21 protein-coding genes and 1 pseudogene are annotated in these 22819 nt (G+C 67.5%); 12 read left to right on the forward strand and 10 right to left on the reverse strand.

All coding sequences use genetic code 11. The features are described from left to right. Positions 1-36: 36 nt before the first annotated feature. On the forward strand, positions 37-1044 hold the full coding sequence (locus tag MYF83_RS44795; RefSeq protein ID WP_248963145.1) for a cytochrome c oxidase assembly protein: 1008 nt from the start codon (positions 37-39) through the stop codon (positions 1042-1044). Here MYF83_RS44795 and MYF83_RS25070 read toward each other — a convergent pair. Beyond that, complete coding sequence (locus MYF83_RS25070) at positions 969-2492, reverse strand: M28 family metallopeptidase (protein WP_248963146.1); 1524 nt, start codon at positions 2490-2492, stop codon at positions 969-971. The two genes, MYF83_RS44795 and MYF83_RS25070, sit on opposite strands and share 76 nt — an antisense overlap. Positions 2493-3502: 1010 nt before the next feature. On the opposite strand from MYF83_RS25070, the gene MYF83_RS25075 reads away from it, so the two are divergent. Beyond that, complete coding sequence (locus MYF83_RS25075) at positions 3503-3763, forward strand: hypothetical protein (protein ID WP_248963147.1); 261 nt, start codon at positions 3503-3505, stop codon at positions 3761-3763. 42 nt (positions 3764-3805) lie between these two features. Continuing rightward, on the forward strand, positions 3806-4216 hold the full coding sequence (locus MYF83_RS25080; protein ID WP_248963148.1) for an ImmA/IrrE family metallo-endopeptidase: 411 nt from the start codon (positions 3806-3808) through the stop codon (positions 4214-4216). A gap of 36 nt (positions 4217-4252) precedes the next feature. Here the strand turns inward: MYF83_RS25080 and MYF83_RS25085 are convergent, their stop codons facing one another. The 7 genes and pseudogenes from MYF83_RS25085 to MYF83_RS25115 form a co-directional block, all read right to left on the reverse strand. Next, a complete protein-coding gene (locus MYF83_RS25085; protein ID WP_248963149.1) occupies positions 4253-5482 on the reverse strand; it encodes a GNAT family N-acetyltransferase in 1230 nt (409 codons plus the stop codon). A gap of 10 nt (positions 5483-5492) precedes the next feature. Then, the gene (locus MYF83_RS43890) at positions 5493-6047 is read right to left on the reverse strand and encodes an ArsR/SmtB family transcription factor (protein ID WP_248963150.1); all 555 of its coding nucleotides are present in this window, start codon (positions 6045-6047) and stop codon (positions 5493-5495) included. Between the two features lie 334 nt (positions 6048-6381). After that, positions 6382-7308, reverse strand: coding sequence for a metal ABC transporter permease (locus MYF83_RS25095; protein ID WP_248963151.1), 927 nt, complete (start codon positions 7306-7308; stop codon positions 6382-6384). Continuing rightward, positions 7305-8108 (reverse strand): metal ABC transporter ATP-binding protein, encoded by an 804-nt coding sequence (locus MYF83_RS25100; protein WP_248963152.1) that lies wholly within the window; start codon positions 8106-8108, stop codon positions 7305-7307. The genes MYF83_RS25095 and MYF83_RS25100 overlap by 4 nt, the downstream gene beginning before the upstream one ends. After that, positions 8105-8989, reverse strand: a complete 885-nt coding sequence (locus MYF83_RS25105; protein ID WP_248963153.1) for a metal ABC transporter solute-binding protein, Zn/Mn family — start codon at positions 8987-8989, stop codon at positions 8105-8107. Before MYF83_RS25105 ends, MYF83_RS25100 begins: the two co-directional genes overlap by 4 nt. A 119-nt stretch (positions 8990-9108) precedes the next feature. After that, positions 9109-9804, reverse strand: coding sequence for a metal ABC transporter permease (locus MYF83_RS25110; RefSeq protein ID WP_248963154.1), 696 nt, complete (start codon positions 9802-9804; stop codon positions 9109-9111). Positions 9805-9860: 56 nt separating this feature from the next. After that, positions 9861-10250: pseudogene (locus MYF83_RS25115) on the reverse strand (metal ABC transporter ATP-binding protein); the annotation flags it as partial. A gap of 256 nt (positions 10251-10506) precedes the next feature. Between MYF83_RS25115 and MYF83_RS25120 the strand changes: the two are divergent. Both MYF83_RS25120 and MYF83_RS25125 read left to right on the forward strand, forming a co-directional pair. After that, positions 10507-10938, forward strand: coding sequence for a Fur family transcriptional regulator (locus MYF83_RS25120; RefSeq protein WP_248963155.1), 432 nt, complete (start codon positions 10507-10509; stop codon positions 10936-10938). A gap of 75 nt (positions 10939-11013) precedes the next feature. Then, on the forward strand, positions 11014-11466 hold the full coding sequence (locus MYF83_RS25125; protein WP_308201500.1) for a Fur family transcriptional regulator: 453 nt from the start codon (positions 11014-11016) through the stop codon (positions 11464-11466). 485 nt (positions 11467-11951) lie between these two features. Here MYF83_RS25125 and MYF83_RS25130 read toward each other — a convergent pair whose 3' ends face one another. Together MYF83_RS25130 and MYF83_RS25135 are read right to left on the reverse strand one after the other, a co-directional pair. Then, on the reverse strand, positions 11952-12932 hold the full coding sequence (locus MYF83_RS25130) for an NAD(P)H-quinone oxidoreductase (RefSeq protein WP_248963156.1): 981 nt from the start codon (positions 12930-12932) through the stop codon (positions 11952-11954). Beyond that, positions 12932-13249, reverse strand: a complete 318-nt coding sequence (locus MYF83_RS25135; RefSeq protein ID WP_248963157.1) for a putative quinol monooxygenase — start codon at positions 13247-13249, stop codon at positions 12932-12934. The genes MYF83_RS25130 and MYF83_RS25135 overlap by 1 nt, the downstream gene beginning before the upstream one ends. 226 nt (positions 13250-13475) lie before the next feature. Here MYF83_RS25135 and MYF83_RS25140 point away from each other — a divergent pair, with 226 nt between their 5' ends. The 7 genes from MYF83_RS25140 (at position 13476) to MYF83_RS25170 (ending at position 22762) form a co-directional block, all read left to right on the forward strand. Further along, positions 13476-14648, forward strand: coding sequence for an acyl-CoA dehydrogenase family protein (locus MYF83_RS25140; protein ID WP_248963158.1), 1173 nt, complete (start codon positions 13476-13478; stop codon positions 14646-14648). Beyond that, positions 14638-15669: an acyl-CoA dehydrogenase family protein gene (locus tag MYF83_RS25145; protein WP_248963159.1), complete on the forward strand. Its 1032-nt coding sequence runs from the start codon at positions 14638-14640 to the stop codon at positions 15667-15669. Before MYF83_RS25140 ends, MYF83_RS25145 begins: the two co-directional genes overlap by 11 nt. Positions 15670-15695: 26 nt before the next feature. Continuing rightward, positions 15696-16565, forward strand: coding sequence for an SDR family NAD(P)-dependent oxidoreductase (locus MYF83_RS25150; RefSeq protein WP_248963160.1), 870 nt, complete (start codon positions 15696-15698; stop codon positions 16563-16565). Next, complete coding sequence (locus tag MYF83_RS25155; RefSeq protein WP_248963161.1) at positions 16565-18730, forward strand: acetate--CoA ligase family protein; 2166 nt, start codon at positions 16565-16567, stop codon at positions 18728-18730. Before MYF83_RS25150 ends, MYF83_RS25155 begins: the two co-directional genes overlap by 1 nt. Positions 18731-19215: 485 nt before the next feature. Further along, the gene (locus MYF83_RS43895) at positions 19216-19887 is read left to right on the forward strand and encodes a FadR/GntR family transcriptional regulator (RefSeq protein ID WP_248963162.1); all 672 of its coding nucleotides are present in this window, start codon (positions 19216-19218) and stop codon (positions 19885-19887) included. 778 nt (positions 19888-20665) lie between these two features. Then, positions 20666-21847: an ABC transporter substrate-binding protein gene (locus tag MYF83_RS25165; RefSeq protein ID WP_248963163.1), complete on the forward strand. Its 1182-nt coding sequence runs from the start codon at positions 20666-20668 to the stop codon at positions 21845-21847. Positions 21848-21877: 30 nt separating this feature from the next. Then, positions 21878-22762 carry a branched-chain amino acid ABC transporter permease gene (locus tag MYF83_RS25170; RefSeq protein ID WP_248963164.1) on the forward strand — a complete coding sequence of 295 codons (885 nt, stop codon included), beginning with the start codon at positions 21878-21880 and terminating at the stop codon, positions 22760-22762. The last annotated feature ends 57 nt before the right edge of the window (positions 22763-22819 follow it).

Below are 22819 nucleotides of genomic sequence, written 5' to 3' on the forward strand. Positions count from 1 at the left end.
GCGTCCTGCTTTGTGGCCGGCTCGCCGCGCATCCGTTTGATCGTTGCCAAGACGGTCGCGTTCATCGCCCTGGGCTTCATCGGCTGGTTGCACCGCCGTCATGCGCTGGCGAGGCTGGACGAGGGGCGGCCGCATGTCTTCTTGCGGCTTGCCCTGGTCGAGATGCTCATCATGGCGGCCACCATCGGGCTGGCCGTGGCACTGTCCAGGACATCGCCGCCATCTGTCCTGCTGTCCGCCGACGCAGCTCGGGATCTGCTCGGATACGACTTACCACCCGAACTCACCGTCGCACGGCTGGCATCGCTGTGGCGGCTGGACCTGTTCTTCGCGCTGGCCGCCGCGGCCGCCGCCGGGCTGTATCTCGCCGGTGTTGTCCGGCTGCGCAAGCGGGGTGATGACTGGCCGAAGGGACGACTGGTCGCTTGGCTGAGCGGCGTCGCGCTGGTCGTGATTTTCACGCAGAACGGCATCGGCACTTACGCTCCTGTGCTGTTCAGCATGCACATGGTGCAGCACTTGGGGCTCGCCATGTTCGCCTCGATCTTCCTGGTGCTCGGCGCGCCAGGCACCCTCGCGTCCCGGGTGATGAAGCCGGCCGCGTGGCACGGCGACCTGGAGCAACTCCCTCGTGGACGACCAACGGGTGGCAGGCAGCATGGTATGGGTGCTCGGCGAGATCCCGACCCTGGTCGTCGTACTTGCCGTCACCGTGCAATGGAGGCTCGGCCACCAGGGCAGACAGGATGCGGCATCTCGCTCGCCGAGGCGAGGCGGAGTTGGACGCCCACAACAGTGACCTGGCGGAGTCGGACGCACGCTCCCGAGTTCACCAGGCCTGACTCCAGGACCCGTGCTGTACATCGGCGATTGCCTCTGCGGTGGTCATGCGCTCCACCGGAAACGCATGACCACCGGGGCTGGGAATTACCGGGTGAGCCGCCCCCCTTGCTCGGTGTCGGAAGACGTCAGCGTTGCGTTGCGTTGCGTGCTGCGGTGGTGGCTCGCGTGTCCGGCCCGGGCAGGTCACGGCTGAACGCGTAGACCACGGCCGCCGTGGCGATGGCCCCGGTGTTCAGGGCGAGCGCCTTGTCGTTGATGTTGGCGATGGTGTCACATGCCTGGTGGTAGCAGGCGTCGTACGCCTGTCCGGCGGTGCCACCGAACATGGCCTGCTCCTCCGGGGTCTTGACGCCTTCGGCACCGGTGAACAGGCCGCCGGAAGCAATGCCTGTGTCCATGAAGGGGCCATAGTCGGATCGGCCGTCGAAGTCGGTGCCCACGTGGCCTTGGCGCAGGGCGTCGAAGTACTTCTCGAAGAGCTTCTCGATCTCATCTGATCCGGCCGGGCCTGCGGGTGCACCCGTCGCGTCGGAGTCGTCACCGTCGTAGATCTTCAGCGCGTAGTTCGGCGAGGCCACCATGTCGAAGTTGAGGTACAACTTGATCTTCGCCCGCTCCTCGGGAGACAGGCTGGCCACGTAGTGCTCCGAACCGAGAAGGCCGAGCTCCTCAGCGCTCCAGAAGGAAAAACGCAGCTTGTTGCGCGTCGGGATCTTGCCGAGCTTCGACGCGACCTCAAGGATCGCGGCGCTGCCCGAGCCGTTGTCGTTGATACCCGGGCCGGCCAGGACACTGTCCAGGTGCGCGCCGAGCTGGACGACCTTGTTGGCGTCACCCCACTTGGAGTCCGCGATGACGTTGTGCGTCGTACGGAGTTCGCTGGTGGTATCGGTCTTCAGCCGGACGACGGTCCCGGCCGGGCTGGCCAGCTCCTCACCCACAGCGAAGCTCACGCCGACGACAGGGATCGTGACGGTCGGACCCCCCAACGTGCCCTGCAGGGTCTCGGTCCGGCCTTCCTGTCCTTCGTTGAGGATTATCGCCCCGGCCGCGCCGGCGGCCTGGGCGTTCTCCGCCTTCGCCTGGAAGGCGCAGGTGCCTCGCTGCAGTAGGGCGATGTTGCCGGGCGTGAACCCGGCGAAGTCGCTCGCCTCACAGCCGGACGTCGAGCTGCTCGGGGTCGGCCCGGGCGGGATCATCAGGTCGACGTTCTGCAGGGGCGCGGTGACGTCGCCCGAACCTGAGTAGGTCATCGTGGCGAACTCGCCGACCGAACTCCCGTCGATCGGGGTCGGGGTGTAGACCTTGGGCTCCGGCGAGATCTGCTGCAGCAGAGCGTTGGTGTTCTCCGTGAAGAAGGGGAACTCGAACGGCTGGATCGTGACCTTGTAGCCGGCCTTCTTCAGCTCGCCGGCCACGTAGTCGCGAGAAGCATCGTGCCCGGACGTGCCCGCGGCGCGGGTGCCGCCGTTGGCGTCGGCGATCTGCTGCAGCTTCTGCAAACGCTGCTTGAGCGCTGGTGCGGAGATGGTCTTGGTCAGCTGCGTGGGGTCAGGGTCGGCACTGGCAGGTCCTGCCAGCGCCAGGGGAAGGACGAGGGCGACGGCCGCGGTGGCGATGCCTGCCCCTCTGTGGAGGGTGATGCGCATTCAGCTTCTCCCTTGGAACCAATGACAGAAATCCCCCGAAAGTGTTGCTTGTGGCAAACTAGCCGGACTTGACCGTTACGTGAAGGGCTGGTCACCTCTGTGACCCCGCGCGGGCAAGTTCCCGGCTGCAGCCGCCACATTGCGGCCGAATGCGCGCATGACGAATACTGATGCACGCTGGCGCCAACCGTTTGCAGCCTTTGTGCCGTGCCAGGCGGTTGTGCGCGGCATGCCCTTGCGGGCAGCATCCCGGCGCCGGTCTGGCGCCATTGTTTAAAGTGTCCGGACGCGAATCTGATGCTCGCACATCAGGGCAATCCTGCTAAAGCGCGACAAAATGATTCGACGGCGATGGCTTCCTGCGGGTTGTGGCAGTGGAAACAGTGCCGGTATGCCAGCCCCGCCCAGCGGATCGAACCGGAATCACGGATTCGCCGGTGCACACACAGCGATGAGGCCAAAGACACGACGCCACTGCCCACATAGTCCAGATGCAGCTTCGCTCGAGGATCGCGATGCCAACCACCTGCGCGAACACGAAGTTCGGCTTGTTGGCGACCTTGCAGTTCCGGTCCCAGCCGGTGCCGCGATGGCACCCGGGACAAAACGGCACGAACCACGGACAGGGTGAGGTGACGCACGCCACACATATCACGAAGCCGACCCCCGAGCTCGTGCCCGATGGCCACCACGCACCCCCAGCGGCTGATCTCCACCACAAGCAGATAATGCCACCGGGAATTCACAATAAATAGTCCCAATTCGGATCGAAAGGGAAGGCAAAATCCGTATCCCCGGAGAATTAACAAGTGACTACGCTGGTGGCAAGGAAATATATTGCTTACGCTTTGACATATGAGCAGAGCTTCAGGCGTTGCCTCACGGCTCGATGCCTGTGGGCTGCGCATGGTGGACCCGGATCGGGTCGCTGTGGTGGCCGCGGCCATCGTAGCTCGCGGCCCTCCGGCCGCGCGCACCCGTCAACGGGCCGCCCCAGGTTGGCGCTGGGTTTGTCCGTTGATCCTGGATTCTTCGCAGTCCGCCCTGACGACGTTGCCGCGCTCAGCACCACACCGCACTTCCGCTCACTACGCTCCACCAGTCAGCTGGCCCGTGACCAGGCGTTCGCCTACGGGCAGCTCGCCGTGGACATCGCGGCCAGCTTGGAACGGCACGTCGAGTTCCCCGAGACCGACGTGCCGAGCTACCCAGTGTCCGTGGACGACCGAGATGGCGATGGCCCTGAGCGGGCCGCACAGCTCGTGCGATAGCAGTGGGGAGTCGAGGCTGGACCTGCCGGCCACGTGGTCCGCTTGCTGGAGAACCGTGGAATCCTGGTGGTGTTCAGCCCTCCGCAGACCGCCTCGGTCGACGCCTACTCCTTCGACAGCCGCCTACGACCAGTCGTGATCCTTAACCCGATCAAACGCGACTACTACCGCCAGCGCTTTGACGTCGCGCATGAACTCGGCCACTTGGTTATGCACAGCGACGCTGAGCCGGGCGGCCGGATCGTGGCCGAGCGCATGTCGCTGGCCCAGTCGGCCACCTCGACCCACCTTGCCACGCTTCGCGACGGTGGCCTGCTGACCTCGCGCCGGGAGTGGAAGACCGTCTACTACCGCGCCGATCCGGGCCGCATCGGCCGGGCGCTAGCCGACCTGCAGGTCAGCCTGCGGGCATGCTGCCCGCCGGGTGATGGCTCGCCGACCGGCTGCGGCTGACCCCCGGCCGGTTCGCGACGCCGTGGTCGGTGGCTTTCATGTTCTGGTGCTTCGCCGTTCCAGAAACAGCACGTCGCGCCAGGTGCCGTGATGTCGTCCGATGCGCTCTCGCGTACCGACCATCCGGAATCCGCAGGCCTGGTGGAGCATCAGGCTCGGCCCGTTCTCGGGGAAGACGCCGGTCTGGATGGTCCAGATCCCGGCCGCTTCGCTGGCGCTCACGAAGGCGTTCAGAAGGTCGCGGCCGATGCCACGCCCCTGGCAGGCAGGGTCGACGTAGACGCTGTGCTCCACGACTCCGGCGTAGACGCACCTGCTGGACACAGGCGAGGCCGCGATCCAGCCCACGACGCGGTCGGTGTCGGTGTCGGTGTCCACGGCGACGTAGCGAAGCCGGTAAAGCTTCCCCTGGTCGAAGTCCTCCCAGGCCGGGGTGGTGGTCTCGAAGCTGGCGTTCCCGGTGTCCAAGCCGGCCTGGTAGATGGCCAGGACCTGGAGGGCGTCCGCGTCGCGCATCGGGCGGATGGTGATTCCCGGCGAGGAGGCGGGTTTGCCCGCCCGGATGATGGCCGAATGCACCCCGCCTCCGTGATCGGAGGTCGGGGTGATGTTCCCGGCGACGAAGCCGAAGTCCAGCAGCAGATCGCGGTACTCCTCCACGGTGAGGACGCCGGCCGTACAGCCCACACGCCCCTCGGTGGCGGCGCGCTCACCAGGGTCGGCGTCGTCGTGTGCGACGACGTCACTAATCCCCAGACGCCCGCCCGGCTTGAGGACGCGGAACGCCTCGGCGAACACGGCGGGTTTGTCGCTGGACAGGTTGATCACGCAGTTGGAGATGATCACATCGACGGAGGAGTCCGGCAGCGGGATGTCCTCGATGGTGCCGTGCAGGAAATCGACGTTGGCCGCGCCGGCCTCGACCGTGTTGCGCCGGGCGAGTTCCAGCATGTCCACGCTGGCGTCCAGGCCGTAGACCTTGCCATACGGGCCGACCTTGCGTGCGGACAGCAGTACATCGATCCCTCCACCTGAGCCGAGGTCGAGGACGGTCTCGCCCGCGGACAGCTCGGCTACCGCGACGGGATTGCCGCACCCTAAGCTCGCCCGAACGGCCCCTTCGGGCAACTCTTTCGTCTTTCCGTAGCCCGCGCTGCCGAAGCATCCCTCGCTGAAGGCATCCGCCGCACAGTCGGCGATCGGCTGACCGGACAGTGCGGCCCTCGCCAGACTCGAACGCCGCTCCACGACCTCTTCGTAGGCCATCGCGCACTCCTCACTCGCAGATCGGGGTCGCCGGAACAGGGCGGCCCATCACCACGTCGGCGGCAGTGGGGAAGCAGTCGACGCAGGTTTCGTTGATCCGGTACAGGCTCGCGGTGCCGCGACGCTGCACCAGCACGAACCGGACCTCAGACAGGATCTTCAAGTGGTGGGACACGGTCGACTGGCCGATCTGTACGGCCGTGACGATCTCTCCCACCGTCATTGGCTCCCGGTGTCTGGCCAGTAGCGACACGATCTGGATGCGGGTCGCGTCGGCCAGGGCCCTGAACCAGCTCGCGTACTCCTCGGCCGAGTCCCGGTCGAGCGGGGTGATATCTTCCATCGACAATCGACGATACTCGATAAAGTGCAGGCTGTGAAGCCTGTATGCAGGGCCGAAGAGGTCACCCGCGACTACGAGCGGGTCCTCCAGCAGCTCGAGCTTCGTGTCGAGCCTATGGCCAACGCCGAAGAGCAGGTCGCCAAGCCGCACGTCCTTGCTGGTACGCCATCGTGTGCTCCGAGGGTGGCCGAGGAACGGCTGAGGGAAGAGCTCGGTGACCACGGCCTCGACCTGAACCGCACCGGGCCAGCGGAACTCGGCATGTATGTCATCGACAGAGGAGCCACCGGTCGCAGTAGGTGACCGTGTCTCGCAGGCGGGGTTGGCGCACCGGCCGTGCGGGGCGTCGCCCGCGCCGGGTCCTGGGTGGCCCCCATCATCGCTCAGCCGACCACCCGGCGGCTGATCAGCCATTTCGTCCCGCGGGTGCCCGAGTCCGGTCAGTGGCTGGACCGGCGCGCCTCGCTGCTAGCCATACGGCACTCCCCGCACCAGGGTGGAACGGCACAGGGAGCGGTGTACCACGGGGATGCGATGAAGAGCTTCATGAACGGGCTCAGCCCTTGCCGGCAAGGCGGGCCACCGGCGCCTCGGCGCGGGCGTCGCCCTGGGAGGCGTAGGGGCGGGCTTCGCGCCTGCCCCACGTGCTCCGAGTCCTGACCGCTCCGATGCAGCGGCACACCAAGTAGATCGCGAACGAGATGGTCGTGACGTACGGGCTGATGGGGATGCTGCTGCCCAGGGCCAGCAGGGTGCCGCCGACGATAGAGACGGTGGCGAAGAGCGTGCTTAGCAGCGGTGCTTTCACCGGCGAGGCGGTGACCCTCATCGCGGCGGCTGCGGGCGTGCACAGCAGGGTGAGCACGAGCAGGGCGCCGACGATCTGGATCGAGATCGCCACCGCCAGGCCGAGCACGATGGTGAAGAGCGGTGCCAGCGCACGGACGGGGACGCCGCGCGCGGAGGCGACCTCGGGGTCGAGGCTGGCGAAGGTGAGCGGCCGCCACAGGATGACGAGCGCGATCAGGATGACCGCCGCCGTTCCGGTGAGCCAGGACAGCTGGACGGTGTCCACCGCCACGATCTGGCCGGTGAGCAGTCCGAATTTGTTGGCGGCCCGGCCCTTGTAAAGGGCCAGGAACAGCACGCCCAAGCCGAGACCGAACGGCATGAGCACGCCGATGATGGAGTTGCGGTCCCGTGCTCTGATGCCCAGCGCGCCGATGGCGCAGGCGGCCAGCACCGAGCCCACGAGGGAGCCCGCCATCACGTTCGTCCCGAGCAGGAGGGCGCCCGAGGCGCCGGCGAAGGACAGTTCGCTGATGCCGTGCACGGCGAAGGGCAGGTCGCGCATGATCACGAAGGTGCCGACGAGGCCACCGATGAGCCCTAGTATCGCCCCGGCGATGAGAGAGTTCTTCACCAGGCCGAGCAGGGCACCGTAGTCGGAGAAGTTGAAGATCTGGTGCCACAGATCGTTCACGTGGCGGCCTCCTTGACGGCGCCGTTGTGGTGAGGCGTGCCGGAGCCGTCCACGGCTCCTGCGACCACGATGCGACCTCCGGTTCTGATGACATCGACGGTGGTGCCGTACAGCTCCGACAAGGTCTGCGAGGTCATGACCTCCGAAACCGTGCCGACGCTGAACCGGCCGCCGGCCAGATAGAGCACCCGGTCCACCATCGCGAGGATGGGGTTGATCTCGTGCGTGACGAAGACCACCGTCGTGTCGCGGGTGCGACGGCGCCGGTCGAGCAGCTCGGTGATCGCTCGCTGATGGTTCAGGTCGAGCGACAGCAGCGGCTCGTCGCACAGCAGGATGCGTGGGTCGGTGGCGAGGGCCTGGGCGACCCGGACGCGTTGCTGTTCACCTCCGGACAGCAGCCCGACCGGAACGTCGGCGTAGTGCGCCGCGCCTACGTCGGCCAGCAGTTCCTCCACTCGCCTGCGGACCGCCGGCCCACCCCATCCGATCCCCCAACGGTGGCCGTCGATGCCGAGTCGCACCAGGTCACGGGAGCGCAGCGGGGTGTTCGGCGCGAGAGTCTTCTGCTGGGGGATGTAACCGACCAGCGCGCTTCCTCGTCGCGGTGGCCGTCCGTCGATCGTGAGCGTCCCGGCCGAGAGGGGGGTCTGGCCGAGCAGGGCACGCAGCAGGCTCGTCTTGCCCGAGCCGTTCGGGCCGAGCACGGCCAGGAACTCTCCGGGTGCGACGTCGAGGGTGAGGTCGCGCCACAGGATGCGTTCGCCGTAGGAGAGTGCCGCGTCGCGCAGGCTGATCATCGTGACACGGTGGTGCGAAGCGCGGCGAGGTTGCCGTTCATCCATCCGATGTAGTCCTTGCCCTGGGGCATGGTCTCGGTGACCGGCACGACCGCGACGCCATTGTCCTGAGCGGCCTGCTTGAGCTTCTCGGTCTCCGGGCCGGAGGTCTGCTCGTTGTAGGCCAAGGCCACGACCTTCTTGCCGGTCAGCAGAGCCAGCGTCTCCTGCAGCAGGCGTGGCGAGACGTCGCCGCCCTCTTCGATGGCCTCGCTGAACTTCTCGGGAGTCCGGTTGACCAGCCCGCATGCCTCGAGCATGTACAGCGGAACCGGTTCGGTGATCAGTACGCCTTGGCCCTTGGCGGTGGTGGCGATCTCGGACTCCTGCTTCTGCAGGGTCTGCAGCTTGTCCTTGAACGCCGCGGCGTTGGCGGTGTACAGCGAGGCGCCGGTGGGGTCGGCCTTGCTCAGCGCGCCCGCGATCTCGTCGGTGAGCTTGCCGACGCTCGGGAAGTCGTACCAGATGTGCTCGTTGAGCACGCCGCCCACCGGGGTCTTGCCGGAGACCGTGACGGCGTTGAGCACCTGGGCGCTCGAACCGGCGGCCTTGAGCATGGTGTCGACGAAGTCGTCGTAGCCGCCACCGTTCTCGATGATGACCTTCGCCTTGGTCAGCTGCAGTTGCGTCTGCGTGTTGGCCTCGAAGGAGTGGGGGTCTTGAGAGGGGTCGCTGATGATCGAGACGACCTCGACCTTGTCGCCGCCGATCTGCTTGGCGATGTCGCCGTAGACGTTGGTGGATGCCACCACCGTGACCCGTTGGGAGGCCGTGGCTGTCGGTGAGGCGCTCGAGACGTTCGACGCGGGGGATCCGCAGGCGGTCAGGAGAACGGTGGCCACGCCGGCCACGATGCTTATGAGCGGCACGCGCGGGAGAGTACGCACACCAGGCCTTTCAGATAACGATAATGATATTCAGTTACAACATAGCATTGTGTGAATGTTCTGGTCGAGTCGGGTCAACGGCGACCGGGGGGCGCGCGCCGAGCGGTCACGGCGCCGAACGAGAGCGCGAAGGCGGCTCCCGTCGCGAGGGTGATGGCGCCCCCTGCCGCGACGTCGAAGCGCACCGAGGCGAGGACGCCCGCGACACCGCTGGCCGCGCCCACCACCACGGCGATCGCGGTCATCACCGGGAGCCGGCGGGTCCAAAACAGTGCGGTGGTGGCGGGGGCGACCAGGATGGCCACGGCCAGGATGGTGCCCACGGCGGGCACGGAGACCACGATCATCGCCTCCACGGCGAGAAGCAACACGATGTCGAGGACGGCGGCGCGGTACCCCGCGGCGGCGAAGCCGCCCGGATCGAAGGCGCGGAAGGTGAGTTCCTTCCCCGCGACGGCCAGCAGGAGGACCACGGTGACGCCCGCGACGGCGACGGCGACCAGGTCGCCGGCGCCCACGGTGAGGATCTGGCCGACGGTGTAGGCGGCCAGATCCTTGGAGAAGCCGTCACTGGCCGACATCAGCACAACACCGAGGGCGAACCCGGCCGAAAGCATGATGCCGATGGCCGAGCCGGTCTCCTGTCCCGGGCGGCGGGACAGCATGACGACGCCGAGCACCACCAAGACGCCGAACAGGCCGCCACCGAGATAGAGAATCGCGCCGGTGAGCGCCGCGAGCACCACTCCCGGAAAGGTGGCATGTGCCATCGCTCGGTGCCCACGGCCCGGACCGACGCCACGACGACCAGCGCCACGCGGTCCCGCGCACGCTCGGCGAGACCGACCTGTTCCAGTGCCCGCGAGGCGACCGCGCGGTCGGCCGTCTTGGGTCGCCGGAGCCAGCCCATCCGCCGGTAGCGGCCCATGAGCACGACCTGGCCGACCGAGATCGGGAAGTCCGGGTCCAGGGTGTCCGCCTGTGGGACGTAGGCCATGTGGCGGCGGGCCTGGTCCGGCGAGCCACCGAGGACGGTGATCCGTCCGCTCGACACGGGCACCAGGCCGAGGATCGCCTTGATCAAGGTGGACTTGCCCGCGCCGTTCGGGCCGATCAGGGCGACCGCCTCACCGGCTTGGACGGTGCCGTCGATGCTGTCCAGAGCACGGGCGGAGCCATAGGTGACGCCGACCTGGTCCAGCGTGAGCACCGTCATTTCGAACCCCGCAGCGCGGTGACAATCGTGGTGGTGTTGTGCTTCTCCATGTCCACGTACGTGGCGCCCACGGAACCCGCCGGGCCGAGGGTGTCACCGTAGAGGGAATCCTCCCCGCTTCGACCTTCACCCCGGCCTAGGCGCCGATGGCCTCCGCGGTCTTGGGGGGCAGTGACGACTTTCAGTAGTGGCATGGGGTATCGTGCCCTTATGGGAAATGGTTGTCAATGTCGTACGCATCTCGTAGCGTCGGCTCATGACCTCCGCCCTCGACGAGACCACCGCACAACTGCGGGCGGCGGGCCTCTCACCGACCCGGCGCCGCCGGCTGGTACTGGAGGCCCTCGACCGGCGGCCTCGCCCCGTCGGAGCCCACGAGCTGTACGTGGAGCTCACCCAGCAGGGCACCCCCGTCGGGATGTCGACCGTGTACCGCACGCTGACCGCGCTGGCGGCCAAGGGGCTGCTGCATGTTTTCGTCCGTGATGGGGAGACGCACTACCGCCTCTGCGCCGCCGGACGGCATTACCACCTGGTCTGCCGGCGATGTGGTCTGGTCGTGGAACACGTCGACGAGGACGAGGGCTGGCTGAAACGCATAGCCAGGGAGGCCGACTTCGAGGCGGATTCTCCCGAAACCGAGATCCACGGCGTTTGCGGTCCGTGCCACCGCGCCCTGAAGTCATGAGGGAATCGCACATCGGTTAGTAGTATTCGTAACGACCGCAAAGGTCGGACTCGACGGCAGATGGGAGCGCTCAGCATGATGTCGCAGACGACCCCATCGTCCCGACGGCTCGATCGACCCGCCACCCGGGGCACCCGGGTCCGGGGCACCCGGCAGGCTGAGGCGCTGGTGGCGGTGCTCGGCACGCTGTCGGGGTTCCACAGCGCGCAGGAGATCCACGCCGAGCTGCGCCGCCGGGGCGAGCGCGTCGGCCTGACCACCGTCTACCGCCACCTGCAGGTGCTCAGCGAGGACGAGGCGGTCGACGCCATCCGCGACGAGAACGGCGAGACGCTCTACCGCCGCTGCGTGACCGGCTCCCATCACCACCACGTGACCTGCCGCTCGTGCGGGCGCAGCGTCGAGGTCGAGGGCAAGGACGTCGAGCGGTGGGCCGAGCGGGTCGCGGCGGAGGCCGGGTTCGTCGATCTCGACCACACCGTGGAGATATTCGGCGTGTGCCCCGGCTGTGCCTCCAGCAGAACCTGACCGCGGCTCACGGCCACTCCCCTGGATACACCTCCAGCAGGACCTCAGGCGGTCTCGTGGGCGAAAAGGTCAGCCCCTGCCTCCGTACGATTTAGAGCGGCGGCCCGATCGACGCCGTCGTGATGCCAGCCCCGATCTCGTCGGCAACGAGCAGGCTGCGCGCCCGGGGGAACGGGGCCCGGGCGGCGGCCGGCATCCGTTCCAGGTCGGGTTCTTCAGGATGCTCGAGCGCGTGGGCACTCGCCGCGGCGAGTCGAACCGGTGGGGCGACGAGTTCAACGAGTGATGCGTATGGCAGCGCCGGGGCCTCCCGGTCGAGCAGGTGCTCCAGGAGTGGCGGGAAAGACGGGGAGACGCGTAGGCGGATGCGCGAGCTCGGCCGCGATGCGCTGATCGAGACCTCCGTCGGGCCTTATCCGGCAGGTGCCGAATGACGCCGTGCGCCTCTTGCGAAGCGTCGTGAGGACGACCGGAGGCCTCATTGATCAGCCGACCGTCAAGACGACCTTGCCGACGTTCGTCGACTGCTCGAGGAGCCGGTGGGCTTCGGCGGCCTTCTCGAGAGGCAGGATGCGATCGACAACGGGATGTACCGCACCGGAGGCGATCAGGGGCCACACCCGTGCCTGAACCTCGGCCACGATGCGGGCCTTGTCTTCCGGTGCTCGGCTGCGCAACGTCGTCCCCGTGACGATCGCACGCTTCCTGAGGAGCATGCCGAGGTCCAGCCGCGCGTCCGTCCCGCTCTGGAGGCCGATCACGTGCAGCCGCCCGTGCTCGGCCAGGACTTCGAGGTTCCGGTGGAGGTAGGCGGCGCCGACGATGTCCAGGACGACGTCCACACCGCGCTCATCAGTGGCTTGGCGAATGGCGGCGACGAAGTCCTCCTCTCGGTGGTTGATGAGAATCTGCGCGCCGAGCTCGCGGCATCGTTCGAGTTTGTCGGTCGTCGAGGCGGTGCACGCGACGCGGGCCCCCCAAGCCCTGGCCATCTGGATCGCCATGGTGCCGATCCCGGAGCCGCCGCCATGGATGAGGACGGATTCACCTGGACGAAGCCCATAGGGTCCGAACAGGTTGCTCCATACGGTGCACGCGACCTCGGGAAGGGCCGCGGCTTCGACGAGATCCACGTTGTCGGGAATCGTCAGGAGCTGGCCGGCCGGGACGGCCACCTTCTCGGCGTATCCGCCGCCGCCGAGAAGGGCGCACACCTGGTCGCCGACGGACCAGCCGCTGACCTTGTCGCCGATCGCGGCTATGGTGCCCGAGCACTCCAGGCCGAGGTAGGGCGAAGCTCCTGGTGGAGGATCGTAGAGGCCTTTACGCTGACTGGTGTCGGCCCGGTTGACGGCTGTGGCCTTCACTTCGATCAGCACCTCGTCGGACCCGATCATTGGGTCTGGCACCTCATGGAGCGACAGGACCTCGGGTCCTCCGTTTCCATCTGCGACGATGGCCTTCATCAGGGCTCCAGCCTTCCCCGCTGGGGGTCGCCCGCCGGCACCGGGCGAAGAACCTGGATCCGCGAGGGACCTGCCATCAGACCTGCGACGGCGGTGCGGAAGGCCCGCATGTGCGGTTGCGTCCGGTGGGCTGCGAGGGCCTGCTCATCCGCCCAGTGCTCGATGACGACGATCTGATCCTCGCCGCTGGTGTGCGGCGCGTACAGGTGACAGCCCTGCTCGGTGTGCACTTTCGAGACCAACTCGGTGACGAGCCCGAGGAGTTCGTCGCGGTGGCCGGGGACGGCTTCCAGGGTGGCGACGACGACTATGGACATGTGGCGGCTCCATGGATGGTAAAGATAGCCATTCTTAACATCTTTACGGTATATGTTTCTCTGACCGGGCGCGAGCCGGGGGACTGAGGTGGTGTGGTGGGCGAGCGTTTCGTCCCGATTCTCTGGACACCGGGGGCAAGCCGGCAGGACCACCCGGCCGGGTCGCGTCTGGCCGACCGCTCGTTACCGGCCCGCCCGAGCGACCACAACGCAAGGAGAGGAAAGCATGGACCTGCGGCTGAACCCGACCCAGCAGGCGTTCCGTGACCAGGTGCGCGGCTGGCTCGAGGAGAACGTGCCGAGGGAACCGCTGCCGTCATTGGACACTCGCGAGGGTGTCGAGGCACATCGGGCATGGGAAAGACGGTTGTACGACGCCGGGTTCGCGGCAGTGCACTGGCCGGCCGCTCATGGCGGCCGGGGGATGGATCCGTTGGCAACGGCCATCTTCTACGAGGAGTATCTGCGAGCCGATGGCCCGGCGCGGCTCAACCGCCTCGGCCTCGGTCTGGCGGGACCGACGCTCATCGACCTGGGCACGCCGGACCAGCAGGACCGTTGGCTGTCGAAGATCCTGACGTCCGAGGAGATCTGGTGCCAGGGCTTCAGCGAGCCCGGCGCCGGCAGTGACCTGGCCGGTATCCGGACCCGCGGTGAGGTCCGCGACGACGGCATCCTCGTCAACGGCCAGAAGATCTGGACTTCGCACTCCCGCTGGGCGGACTGGATGTTCGCGCTGGTGCGCACGGACCCGCAGTCGAGCCGGCACGCCGGGCTGACCTTCCTGATGATCGAGATGGCCGATCCGGGGGTCGACGTCCGGCCGATCCGGCAGCTGAACGACGCCCGCGACTTCGCCGAGGTCTTCCTCACGGACGTGTTGGTGCCGAAGAACAATGTCATCGGCGAGATCGGCGGTGGATGGTCGGTGGCCATGGCGACGCTCGTGCACGAGCGTGGCAGTGGCCTCAATACGGCCGCCCACTTCCACAAGATGCTCGCCGAGCTGGTCTCGATGATCCCCGAAGAGAGCCGGGGCGACACGCGGGTGCAGGAGGAGATCGGCTGGCTCTACGAGCACATCGAAGCCTACCGGTACATGACACTGCGGACCTTGTCGGAACTGGCGCAGAAGAAGCCGCCGGGGCCGCAGGGAAGTATGGGCAAGCTGTGGTGGTCGGAGCTACAGGTTCGGCTTTACGAGCTGGGGCTGCAGGTGCTCGGGTCACGGGCGGAGCTACTGGACGGTCACGACGACGGCGCCGGCCCGCCGGCGTGGCGGCAACGCTACTGGCTGGCTCGCGCCGCACTGATCTACGCCGGTAGCAACGAGATCCAGCGCAACATCATCGCCGAGCGGGTGCTCGGCCTGCCCAAGGGGAGCCGTCGTGCTGTTTGACCTGTCCGACGACCAAGCCGAATTCCGTGAAAGCGTGCGCGGTATGCTGGGCCGTCAGATGACGCCCGCGACGTTGCGTGCCGTGTGGGACGCCGATGGTGCCGGTAGTGGAGACCTATGGCGCCGGCTCGCCGGGATCGGCGTGCAGGGCATGGTGGTACCGGAGGAGTACGGCGGCGTCGGCGGCTCGCATGTCGAGCTGGCGCTGGCCCTGGAGGAGATCGGCTACCACGGCGTCCCTGACCCGGTGCTGGAGACGGCGTTCGTCGCCGCCTCGACTCTCGCGCAGTGTGGTGACCAGACCGTACGTGACCGCTGGCTACCCGCGATCAACGCCGGAGAGGCCGTCGTCAGCCTCAGCCTCGACAAGCCCGCGCTCGTGGTGCACGGCGCCCAGGCCGACGCCGTGCTGGTGAGGCGTGGAACGCAGACGCACCTGCTACCCGCGGATCGTGCGGTGTGGCGGCCGGTCGCCACACAGGACCCGACCCGCCGCCTCGCGCTTGGGGAGTTCCAGCTCGACGACTCGACGCTGCTCGCGGACGACGCAGCCGTCGCCGACCGCCTCACGACGGCGGCGCGGACGGCGTCGGCGGCGGTCCTGGTCGGTGTCGCACGCCGGCTCGTCGACATGACCATCGGGTACGTGCTGTCGCGTGAGCAGTTCGGCCAGGTCATCGGCTCATTCCAGGCGCTCAAGCACCGGCTGGCCGACGCGGCCGTCCTCGTCGAGGCCGCACGGTCACTGACCTGGTATGCGGCCTACGCCTTCGGCCATGAACCGGCGGCGGCGAGGTGGGCGGCGCGGGTGGCGAAAAGCGCCGCGAGCGATGCCGGTGCGACGGCGAGCGCCGCCGCGCTCCAACTGCACGGCGGGATCGGCTTCACCTGGGAGCACGACCTGCATCTGTGGCTGAAACGAGGCCAGGCGCTGCAACACGCCTACGGGTCGGCCACCGATCACCGTGTGGCCGTGGGAGCCCGGATCCTTGACCGAGACGCGCCGGCTCTCGCCGGTTGATCAGAACAACAGGAGTGATGAACTTGATGGCGGCAGACACGGCGGCGGGCACGGATCCGGCCGGAGCCGGTGGCAAGACCGTTTTGCCGGGTGCGGAGGACACCTTCGATGCCACCTCGATTGCCGCGTTCGCGAACAGGAACCCCTCCCGGGAACTGGACGGGCAGGTCGCCCTGGTCACCGGTGCGGCGCGGGGCATCGGCCTGGCGACCGTGGCCGTCCTGGCGTCGCGGGGCGCCCGGGTGGTGTTGACCGACCTGGACGCCGACGAGGCCGAGGCGGTCGCCGGGCGACTACGGGCCGATGGTGGTGATGTGACGGCTCGCCGGCTGGACGTACAGGACGAGGATGAGGTGCAGCAGGTGATCTCGTCGGTGCTCGAAGAGCTCGGCGGCATCCACGTGCTGGTCAACAACGCCGGCACGACGGGCCCGGCGCGCCCGGTCTGGGAAACGCCGACCCGATACTTCGAGACGATGCTCCGGGTGCACCTGCTGGGCACCTTCTTTTGCGTCCGGGCGGTCGTGCCCCCCATGAAGGACGCGGGTTACGGCCGGATCGTCAACGTCGCCAGCGTGGCGGGGAAGGAAGGTAACCCAGGCTCGGGCGCGTACTCGGCGGCCAAGGCCGGGGTCATCGGCTTGACCAAATCGCTCGGCAAGGAACTGGCGACAACGGGGGTCACCGTCAACGCCGTGACCCCCGGGGTCATCGACACCACGATGATCCGGCAGACGAGCCCGGACCACATCGAGCGGCTGATCTCGAAGATCCCGATGGGCCGCCGGGGACAGGCCTCCGAGGTGGCAGAGATGATCGCGTGGGCGGCGTCGCCTCGGTGCTCTTTCACCACGGGTGCGATCTTCGATGTCAGCGGCGGAAGGACCACCTACTGATGCGTCCGCTCACCGTCTTGACTCCGGCAGAGGTGGTATCCCGTCTCCTGCACGCCCGCAGCGTCGCGGTGGTGGGGGCGTCCGACGACGGCAACAAAGCCTCCGGAAGGACCCTGCGCTATCTGCTGCGCTACGGCTACCGTGGTGCCATCTACCCCGTCAACCCGCGGCGCGAACGGGTCCAGGGCGTCCAGGCGTACGCGAGCCTCGCTGATCTGCCCGAGGCGCCCGAGCTCGCGGTGATCGTCCTCCCGGCGAGCGGAGTGCCCGAGGTGTTGCGCCAGTGCGGTGAGATCGGCACCCGTGTGGCGATCGTTTTCGCTTCCGGTTTCGCCGAAGTCGGCCCAGCCGGAGCACGGGCACAAGAAGAGCTCCTCGCCGTGGCGCGCGAGGCCGGCGTCCGGGTGCTCGGGCCGAACTGCGTGGGTGCCGTCGGCGCGTCCGCGGCTCTGACCGCGGCTTTCATGACCGGGCTGGACCAGGACCGCTTCGAGTTGAAGGACGACGGGGTCGCCTTCGTGACGCAGAGCGGAGCCATGGGGGCCTTCATCCTGAACATGGCGCAGTCCACCGGGCTCGGGCTCGGGCGGTTCTTCAGCACGGGCAATGAGGCGGACATCTCCCTGCCGGAGGTGATAGAAGGCCTGGTGGAGGACGACAGCACCCGGGTGATCCTCGGTTACGTGGAGGGCATCAGGCAGGCGTCCAGTTTCCGTGCCGCGCTGAAGCGCGCTCGTGACCGTCAGGTCCCCATCTGCCTCATGAAGGTCGGGCGGTCAGCGCGTGGAGCGACCGCAGCCCAGTCCCATACGGGTTCACTCGCCGGCCAGGATGTCGTGTACGACGGGTTGTTCGAGCAGTACGGGGTCTTCCGTGCCACCGACGTCGACCACCTGCTCGACCTTGGACGCATCCTCGCGTCCGGCCAACGGGCCTGCGGGCCCCGGGTCAGCATCGTCACGCTGTCTGGTGGCGCGGGGGTGCTCATGACCGACGCCGCGGATGACTTCGGCCTGGAGGTCCCACGCTGGGACGACGAGTGGGCCGGTCGCATGGCCGCGGTGCTGCCCGCCTTCGCCTCTGTCCGCAACCCGATCGATACGACCGGCGTCATCGCCTCCGATCAGCAGGTGCTGCGCGACGCCATCGACGTCTGCGTGCAGCACCCGGGCACCGATGTGGTGATGGTGATGCTCGGCAATATGGAGCGGGAGGAGGACGCGCTCTGCAGGATCCTGGTGGAGGCGGCGGCCACCAGCACAAAACCGATCGTCGTGGTCTGGGTCGGTGGCTCCGGGCGGCCGGTGGAGTCGCTGGCCGCGCATGGGATCGCCACCTTCCCTGAGCCGGTCCGCGCCGTACGGGCGGTGGCCGCACTCGTGCGGTGGAGCGCCCGGTCCGGTGGCGCTGCGCCGCAGTCCAGCAGTCTGGAGGGGACGGCAGAGATCTCGGCACATGGTGGCGCGGACGCCGGCGGAGTATCGGACCTCAGGATCCTCGACGAGGTGGCCGCCAAGAAGCTGCTGCACGATCACGGGATCGCGACCGTGCCCGAGCAGGAGGCCCAGGATCCGGCCGAGGCGGTCGCCGCAGCGGGCCGCATCGGCTACCCGGTGGTCCTCAAGCTGTTGTCGGAGGAGGTCGCGCACAAATCCGATCACGGTCTGGTCAGGGTGGGCCTGCCCGACCAGGAGTCCGTGCGCAGAGCAGCCGAGCAGATCCTCGGCATCGCCGACAGGATGGGGGTGGGGGACCGCCGGCTGGTCGTCCAGGCGCTTGTGCCGTCCAATACCGAGCTGATCCTAGGAATGCGGCGCGACCCGGTCTTCGGTCCGGTGGTGGCGCTGGGTATCGGGGGAGTCCTGACCGAGTTGGCCTCCGACGTCCAGGTGCGCGTCCCGCCGCTGACCGCCGCCGACGTGGAGTCCATGGTGGACGGGCTTCGATACCGGGCTGTGCTGGAGGGCGCCCGCGGCCGCACCCCGGTCGACCGGAAGGCGTTGACCGAGACCGTACTGCGGTTCGCCCAGCTGGTGACCGAGCAGGGGGCCCGCCTGGACTCACTGGAGATCAATCCCCTGCTGGTGGACGGTGACGGGCGACCGGTCGCGGTGGACGCTTTGGCAGTGTGCGGCGTCGAGGGGCGAGACTATGCTGAAGTATGATCTGGATCACCGATGCTTGAGCGGGCTTCGGAACGATCTGATGAGCCGCATCGTGCCGGTGCGTGGCGTGCGGGAGCTCGGAGCACTCTCACCGGCGAACTGCTCGGGCGGCACACCTGGTCGTCGACGTCGGAGCGGTGGCGCACCCTGGAGCCGGCGTGCCCGGTGCATATCCCGCGCGTGCGTACCGCCGCGAACTCCTCGGACGGCGCCCCGCCGGGGTGAGCCCCCGGCTACCGGTCGGGGGGCTCGGTGACTCGCAGATCTCACGGCACCGTGTTCGTCGCCGCTGGAAGCCCAAGGGCCTCGCATGCGAGACCGTCGATGCCAACGAAGGTAGGTTTGTGGGCCGAGTTGCCGAAGGGCTTCTACCCCTCACAGCACGTGCGAAAGATGCGGCACCTTGTGCGCCGATCCCGACAGGTGGAGTAGTTGTGGCAGTGAGCAGGCGCCTCCCGAAGGCTTCTGACCTAGTGGTAAGCGCTGTGAGCCAACGCATTCTGACCGAGCGGTTGCCCGTGGGCCACCGGCTTCCCTCAGAAACGGAACTCATGGAGGAGTACGGTCTGGGCCGCGTTACGGTGCGGGAAGCCCTGCGTCTGCTGGAGCGTGATGGGCTGATCGAGATCAAGCGGGGGCCCGGCGGTGGCATCTACGTCCGGCACCCGGACATCACCCAGGTCAGCGAGGCGATCTCCTTGCTGTTCAGCGTGCAGCAGGTGACGCTGCGGGAGTTCCTGGCGTTTCGGCAGATGGTGGAGCCTGGTGCGGCGGCGCTGGCTGCGGTGCATGCCACCGATGAGCAGCGAGAGGCGATTTTGCAGGCCGCGGAGGCGGACCAGCCCGAGTTCGGTCCGGTGGTCGACCTGCACGTCCTGATCGGAGAATCCACCGGAAACGGTGTGCTGAGGCTGGTTCTGCAGGCTCTGCACAGTCCCATGGCGGCGCATTTCCGCAGCGACAAGATTCATGAGCATCATCGGACGGAGACGATGAAGGCGCACCGGAAGATCGCCGAGGTCATCGCTTCTCGGGACGCCGCGGGTGCTGAGCGTGCGATGAAGCGGCACCTGGATGCCTACGCCCGATACTTGGAGGAGGTGGGCCTGATCGACGAGCCGATCGTGCCGCAGCCGAGGTGGCAGATGGTGCGATGACGGCTCCGGCCGAGGGAGCCACCACGCATTGACACCGAGGTCCGGGCGAACCAGGCCCGACCTCGGCACCCAGGCAGGTTGGCACGCGCCCGGCGCCGGCTCCTCAGCACACGCCTCGTCGGTCCCCTTCGCGGTGCCGTGCCCCTGATACGTCCACCCGGTGCACCGGGCATGGCGATTTCTTTCCGCGCATCTGATCCTCTGTGAGACCTCTGCGGGATCCGGCGTCCCGCGCCTGCGCCGCCGGTTCGCATTGATCACGACATGTCCCTCATCGTCTGTCGAATGCGGCCTCGTCCTGCGCCCGGCCGGTGGCGTCATCGGCGTGCGCGGCGCGACCCGAGAGGCCCAGTGGATGCCTCGACGCGTCGCCCACGTCGGCCGGCCGATCTCGAAAGCCTGATCGGGCCGTCTGGCACCGCTGGTGGCATGGCCGGTTCAGCTCACGTGACCCCACTTCCAGGGACGAGCTCACAGTCAATTAAATGGCAAGGATAGTAATCCTTGACAAGAAACCGTGCATGCGTCACAGTCGCAGGAGCTTGGAGAACGGGCCGCGTATCCGTTACCCCGCTACACAGCAACGGCTCGACCGGAGCCCCCTGTTCTGCGCCTCTGAAACCGCTACGAGCTCATCGGTCGCGCGGACCCAAGGCACCTCCTAGGAGCGCGCGTCGGCACACAAGTCGTTCGCCCCCGACGGACATCGGAACAAAGAGAAAGTCGGACCCCCATGACGAGGAACTCAGGTTTTCGCGCCCTGCTCGGGATCGCAGTGATGGCCCTGATCGGCGCTACAACCGGATGCGGTGGCGACACCGGCGGCGCGACGACCACTGGGCCGATCAAGGTGGGTGTGCCGCTGGCGCTGACCGGACCCGCCGCGACCGTAGCCTCCTGGGCGCGCATGGGCGTGGAGATGTCGGCTGCTGAGATCAACGACGCCGGAGGCATCAACGGCCGCAAGGTCGAACTGATCTTTGAAGACACCGCGCTCGACCCCACCAAAGCGGTGACCGCCATCAACCGCCTGATCAACCAGGAGAAGGTCGAACTGATCGTCGGGCCCATGACGAGCGATGAATCGCTGGCCACGCTTCCCACGACGACCAAGGCCAAGATCCCTTCCATCAACGGTTCCGGCAGCGCGATCACGCCCCAAGTGGCGCCCTACAGCTTCGCGATGCTCATGAACGCAGAGCACCAGGCGCAGAAGATGGTCGAGGTGGCGCTCGACAAGTACGGCGCCACGTCGGTCGCCACGCTGAACTACAGCGGCACGCAGGGCAAGATCGGCGGCGCTGCGTTCATCAAGACGCTGCAGTCCCACAGCATGAAGCCGACGGCGACCCAGGAATTCAAGTTCCCGGTGACGGACCTGACCCCGCAGCTGCTCACCCTGAAGAAGAGCAACCCCCAGGTTCTGCTCAGCTTCAACAACACCGGAGACGACACCGGCCGGCTGGTTCTCGGTCTGCGCCAGCTCAATTGGAACGTGCCCGTGATCGGCAGCTACGCCACCACGTTCGCGACGCAGACCAAGGGAGTCGCCGGTCCCGACGCCTTCGCCAACCTGAAGTCCGTGACGTGGTCGGCGTTCAGTGCCTGCGACAAGGCGCAGATCCGCCCGCAGGCGACAGATTTCATCAAGCGTGCGCAGGCGCGCTTCGACGCCACCCGCCTGAAGGACGCCTCCTACGACTACATGGCGGTGTACCGCGACGCCCTGTTCATCCTGAAGGCGGGCGTTGAGGCGACCAAGAGCACCGACGGGCCGAAGGTCGCCGACTGGATTGAGACCAAGGGCGCAGAGGCCCTGAAGTCGCTTCCCGTCGTGCACCAGGGCTACGCCATGAGCAAGACGAACCACTTCCTCATGGACACCAGCTCGCTCGCCCTGGTGGACGCGGGGGAGGAGATCGCGCCGGGCATCTTCCGCCGGCTGGACTGCGACAAATGATCGGCCGGTCGCTGAGTCGGAAGGTTCGTCATGGATGAAGCTGTGATCATCCTCATCCGGGGTATCGGATCCGGTGCCGTTTACACGCTCGTCGCCATGAGCCTGAACGTCATCTACAACGCGACCGGTGTCCTGAACTTCGCCCAGGGGCAGCTCCTGGTGGTGGCCGGGGTGTTCACCTATCTCTGGTACCCCGACTCCAGCGGCACCGGGAGCCTGCCGTGGATCGCCGTACTGCTGGCCGTCACCCTGGTCGTGACGCTGGTGGCGGCGCTGCAGGGGTGGCTGACCCTGCTACCGATGCGGTCCGGCTCGGACCAGCACTCCTGGATCGTCACCACGATCGCCGCGTCGATCGTGATCGGGGCAGTGATGATCTTCGTGATCGGGCCCCGTACCCTGGCGCTGAAGAACCCGTTCGGATTCTTCCCGCTCGCCGGCACCCAGGTGCCGTACGTGTACCTCGCCATCAGCGTGCTGGCAGTGGTGGTACACCTCGCCCTCCGCTGGTTCCAGCGTCGTTATCTGGTCGGGCTGGCGTTGAACGCCCTGTCCCAGGACCTGGACGCCGCCAGGACCGCCGGAATCTCCACGCTGCCCCTGCAGGTTCTCAGTTTCGCGATCGCCGGCGCCATCCTGGGCCTGACCGGCTATCTCGGCGGTCACGTGATCGGGGTCGCGGAGAGCAACGCCCTGCATTACGTCATCTTCGGCTTCATCGTCGCGGTCGTGGGCGGCCTCGGCAACAATACCGGCGCCCTGGTCGCCGGCCCGGTGTTCGGCGTACTGCTGATGTTGGTCTCCTTCCAGCTCGGCGGCAGTGCCGAGATCCCCTTGGCGCTCGCTGTGATCGTCATCGTCCTGATGCTCCGGCCTGAGGGCATCTTCGGCCGGCTCCACGCAAGGCGGGTCTGAGATGGCCAGTAGAGCAAGCACGGAAAGGGCGCCGGCGCGCGTCACACCGACGCGCCA

It is taken from the genome of Sphaerisporangium perillae (genome assembly GCF_023276435.1).
GTDB classification, from domain to species: domain Bacteria; phylum Actinomycetota; class Actinomycetes; order Streptosporangiales; family Streptosporangiaceae; genus Sphaerisporangium; species Sphaerisporangium perillae.